General features: G+C 64.2%; 5 protein-coding genes. 2 read left to right on the forward strand and 3 right to left on the reverse strand.

Annotated features, from left to right (window positions below; translation table 11 throughout):
- Nucleotides 1-850, reverse strand: an 850-nt coding sequence (locus QOC69_RS03085; RefSeq protein WP_526436240.1) for an oxygenase MpaB family protein, incomplete at its 3' end; no start/stop codon positions are given.
- Between the two features lie 87 nt (nucleotides 851-937).
- Here QOC69_RS03085 and QOC69_RS03090 point away from each other — a divergent pair.
- Nucleotides 938-1573: a TetR/AcrR family transcriptional regulator gene (locus QOC69_RS03090; RefSeq protein ID WP_526436242.1), complete on the forward strand. Its 636-nt coding sequence runs from the start codon at nucleotides 938-940 to the stop codon at nucleotides 1571-1573.
- Between the two features lie 629 nt (nucleotides 1574-2202).
- Nucleotides 2203-2700: a hypothetical protein gene (locus QOC69_RS03095; protein ID WP_526436244.1), complete on the forward strand. Its 498-nt coding sequence runs from the start codon at nucleotides 2203-2205 to the stop codon at nucleotides 2698-2700.
- Here the strand turns inward: QOC69_RS03095 and QOC69_RS03100 are convergent.
- Nucleotides 2634-3266 (reverse strand): sensor histidine kinase, encoded by a 633-nt coding sequence (locus tag QOC69_RS03100; RefSeq protein ID WP_526436246.1) that lies wholly within the window; start codon nucleotides 3264-3266, stop codon nucleotides 2634-2636. The two genes, QOC69_RS03095 and QOC69_RS03100, sit on opposite strands and share 67 nt — an antisense overlap.
- A partial coding sequence (locus QOC69_RS03105) for a GAF domain-containing protein (protein ID WP_526436248.1) occupies nucleotides 3232-3924 on the reverse strand: 693 nt, incomplete at its 5' end. The genes QOC69_RS03105 and QOC69_RS03100, both read right to left, overlap by 35 nt.

The raw sequence follows: 3924 nt of genomic DNA on the forward strand, positions 1-3924 counted from the left end.
TCTCGCGCTGTTCTCGGGCCAGCGGAAAGTACTGCAGCTGTGTCGGGATCCCCTTGATCGCTTCGTGAACTACCTTGAGGTGTAGGCGATATCGCAACTCGTCCAACCGACTCCAGTCCAGGCACAGACGCTCTCGGAGTACCGGCGGCAGCGCACCGGTGGTGACCCAGAGTATCAACTTTACCAACGGTGTCTGTACGAACGGATTCAGGATCAACGGCCCCACAACGGCATTGGCCCGATCGGGCAAGCGCTTGCTGGTCGGCGCCGGCATCGTCCGGTACATGTGGAAGCCTTCGCGAACGGGACGGCTGTCCTCGAGCACGTCGTTGATCATGTGCTCCCAGTACTCTTGAAATGCATCCCAATCCGGCGGGACGGGTCTCATGCTGACGCCGTAGAGCCGATACCAGTCAATCGATTCCAAATAGAGAGCCTGTTTGTCGGCCTCTGACAGCGGATAGCCGGTGAGTTCGTGTCCGGTCACGATGTCCTCGACGAACGTGGCGTGCGCCCAGAAGAACGTCTCGGGGTTGAGCGCGCTGTACCGGCGGCCGTACTTGTCGACTCCCTTGATGGGGCCGTGGAATCCTCGCACCAACTTCCCCCAGTCGTGCGACGTGGGTCCGCCGTAGACGACCGACATGATCGGCCCGATCGACCGCTCACCCCGGGCGCGCGGATCCTCGAAGAACACCGAATGATGCTCCACCCCGGCGGCCAGGCCGGGATGCATGTTCTGCAACATCGCTTCGCGCAGCCCATTGGACAACCGATGCACCGGAAGCCGACCGAAGTGCTCCCAGACCAACCCATCGGGGTCCAACGGTGGGACCACGGTTTCAGTCATCCTTGGCTCCTAAAACTGATCCGATGAAGTATCAGATATGCTGGAACCGTAGTATCTGATACGACTGCGTGTCAACAGTAAGGACTCATGGTGGAGGAAGCCGGCTCATCGGGTGCGGCGGTATCGCGACCGTACCGCGGTGTCAGCGCTACCGATCGTCGCGACCAGCGCCGTCAGCGGCTGATCGACGCTGGCCTTCAACTGTTCGGAACGCGGGGAATCGCGGCGGTCGGCATCGTGGATGTCTGCGCCGAGGCCGGACTCACAAAGCGGTACTTCTACGAGAATTTCGCGTCGATCGACGAGCTTGCCGATGCGGTGTTCGAGCACGTGACCGGAAATATCGTCGCTGCGGTTGCTCCCGCGATCGAGGCCGGCGGCGGCCGCGACCCCCGTCCCGCCCTCACGGTCTACGCGCGCGCCCTCTTGAGCGATCCACGGGTCGTACGGTTCCTTGCCATCGAGTCCCAGGCCGGCCCGCTCAAGAAACACCGCGATGAATTCCCCACGCGCGCGGTCGAACTCTGGTTCGCCTTCGCCGCCGACGATGACGCCCTACCTCCACCGGACGAGATGCGCCTCAAAGCGTACGGATTCATCGGAGCCGCGCAACAGATCGGCGTGGCATGGCTGGATGGCCACCTTCCGCTGACCATGGACGAGGTCATCGACCAGCTCGTCGACATGTTCCACCGAATCTCGGGTATCGCAGGGCCGACGTAGCCGGACGAGTCAAGTTGGGGCGCACGGACCTGTTCGAGGTCGATGTGAGTTGGCATGGTGCCTCGTTGGTGAGCACGGTGACGGGCGGAAAGCCGGGTACCAGCTAGCTCCCGCAGCGCGGCGGGAACGCCCATACCGAGTTCCTGCACGGCGAATTCGTGGAGGGCTGCTAGCGCCTGCGATGAGTCCGGTTCGCGCGTGTGCGCCTGACCTGCCGAATCTACAGTGCCTCAACCTATTTGAGAATGCCAGCAGAGTCGTTTCGAGGGCCGGTAGCCGCCGCGCGCCCGAGGGGCGGAACTGACGCCTACCGCTGGCGGGGGGTGGCAATTCCGGCTAGCAGGGCCCCTTGTCTGGGCGATAGCTGTGGAGACACCGTTCGCTACGACCGAGATGCTTACGTGTAGCCACACGTGATGCCAGCAACTACCAGCGGTGAAGGAGTGCCACCAGTGCTGCCCGACACGAAACCCCCCGTCCGTACATCCATCAAGCGCCTCGATCGCCGCGGCCACTTCCAGTCCGTCCGGGTTAAACACCGCACACAAGAAGCTGAGCACGTCGCGTATCACTACGACGCCGGCTGCGCCGTCACGTTCGATGATGCACGAAAGGCGTTTCGCGCCAGCATGATAGAGCTACTCGGCATCAGCCGACGTGAGCTGCCGCGAGTGGTCGAACATCTGGAATCCGTTGTCGACGGTATGTGGGTACGCACGAAGGTCGGCGCCGTGCACCGTGATCCGAGCAGCGACAAGATGTTCCTGCAGACGCTGCTTGCAGAAGGCGCCGCCCAGGATGCGCTACGGCACCATCTCCAGGCCGCGGCGGACCGGGGAGCCACACCGGTGGTCGTGATCATCGAACCCGGTGAAACGCTGGGCAGCGTGCTCGACCAGATGAGCGCCGACGATGTGTTCGTCGTGGCTCAAGCCGATCCACACAAGGCTGTGCGATGGGTCGCGCTCTACGGGCCCTGCGCGATCGGTGCCGACGAGGCTCGACACATCGCCGACCAGGAGCAGCTACGCACGACCACGATCGAGGTTCTCATACACACTCATGGCACCGACGACATCCAGGCAGTGCAGCTGCACGAGGTCGCCAGAAACCGCACATTGCGGTGACCAGGTCCCAGTCGCTGACGTCGAGCAGGACAAGAGCGCCGGCTAGCTGACCGGCAGCTCCATCTGCAGGGTGGTGCCTCGGCCGGGGGGCTGATGACGGTCAGCGTTCCATCGACCGCTTCGATTCGGTCGATGAGCCCGATCAGTCCTGACCCTCGGCTCGGATCGGCGCCGCCGACGCCATCGTCCCGCATCACCACGAACAGGCGAGCGTCCCGCACAGCGGCGGTGAGTTCGACGGCTGAAGCGTTTGCGTGTTTGGCGGCGTTCGTCAGCGCCTCGGCCACCGAATAATACGCAGCGACCTCGACTGAAGGGGGCAGGCGAGTCTCGACGCGAAGATCCAGCGCCACTGGGACGGGACAGCGGCGGGCCACCGCCTTCACGGCCGGCATCAGCCCGCCCTCGGAGAGGATGGCCGGATGGATACCGCGGGCAACTTCCCGCAGTTCGTCCACCGCTTCCAGCAGTCCCGCGTTGAATTCTGTCAGCTCCATCCTGAACTCGGCCGCCGAATCGGAGACGCTCGACTCAAGCATTCGCAGCCTGAGCGTGAGCGAGACCAAGCGCTGCTGAATGCCATCGTGAAGATTGCGCTCGATGCGCCTTTCGCGCCTCGTCGGACGCGGCGACGATCCTGGCGCGCGACGCCACGAGATCGGCTCGGGCTTGCGCATTGGCCACGGCGGTGCCGACCAGATCGGTGAATTCCGCGATGCGGGCCGCGGCCACGTCGGGCAAAGGGTGATCGGCTCGTGACAACGCGGTCATCGCCCCCCAAACCGTCCCACCGACCATGATGGGGGCGCCCACCGCTGAATACGCAGAACCGGGTAATTCCGGTGGCGACTCCTCAGTGATCCTTGCCGCCTTGCCGGTCTCCCGCACCGGCGCAGCAACGGTGTTGGTGATCGGAATGCGACTACCAGTTGGCAGGCGCTCGCCCGCGCGCAGCCACGTGGCCGTGATAGTGGCAGTGCCGTCGGCTTCGAAGCGTAGGAGCCTCGTGATCTCGGCACCCAGAACCAGCCCGACTTCTTGCGCGACTGCGGCGAACACCTCGTCCGACGGCCCCCCGCGCGCGACGAGCGTGGCAACGCGCCGAAGCGCGGCCTGTTCGTCACTGAGCCGGGCTAGCTCGCCGACATGGTGCTGCAGTGACTCGGCCATCGAATTGAACGCGCGTTCCAGCACACCGAACTCGGCCTTGCTTGTCTCTGGCAC

Source organism: Mycobacterium sp., assembly GCF_032162105.1.
GTDB lineage: Bacteria > Actinomycetota > Actinomycetes > Mycobacteriales > Mycobacteriaceae > Mycobacterium.

Excerpts from the sequence above, each read along its gene's own strand:
- QOC69_RS03090 (WP_526436242.1), top strand. The coding sequence starts at position 938 with ATGGTGGAGGAAGCCGGCTCATCGGGTGCGGCGGTATCGCGACCGTAC.
- QOC69_RS03095 (WP_526436244.1), top strand. The coding sequence starts at position 2,203 with ATGATAGAGCTACTCGGCATCAGCCGACGTGAGCTGCCGCGAGTGGTC.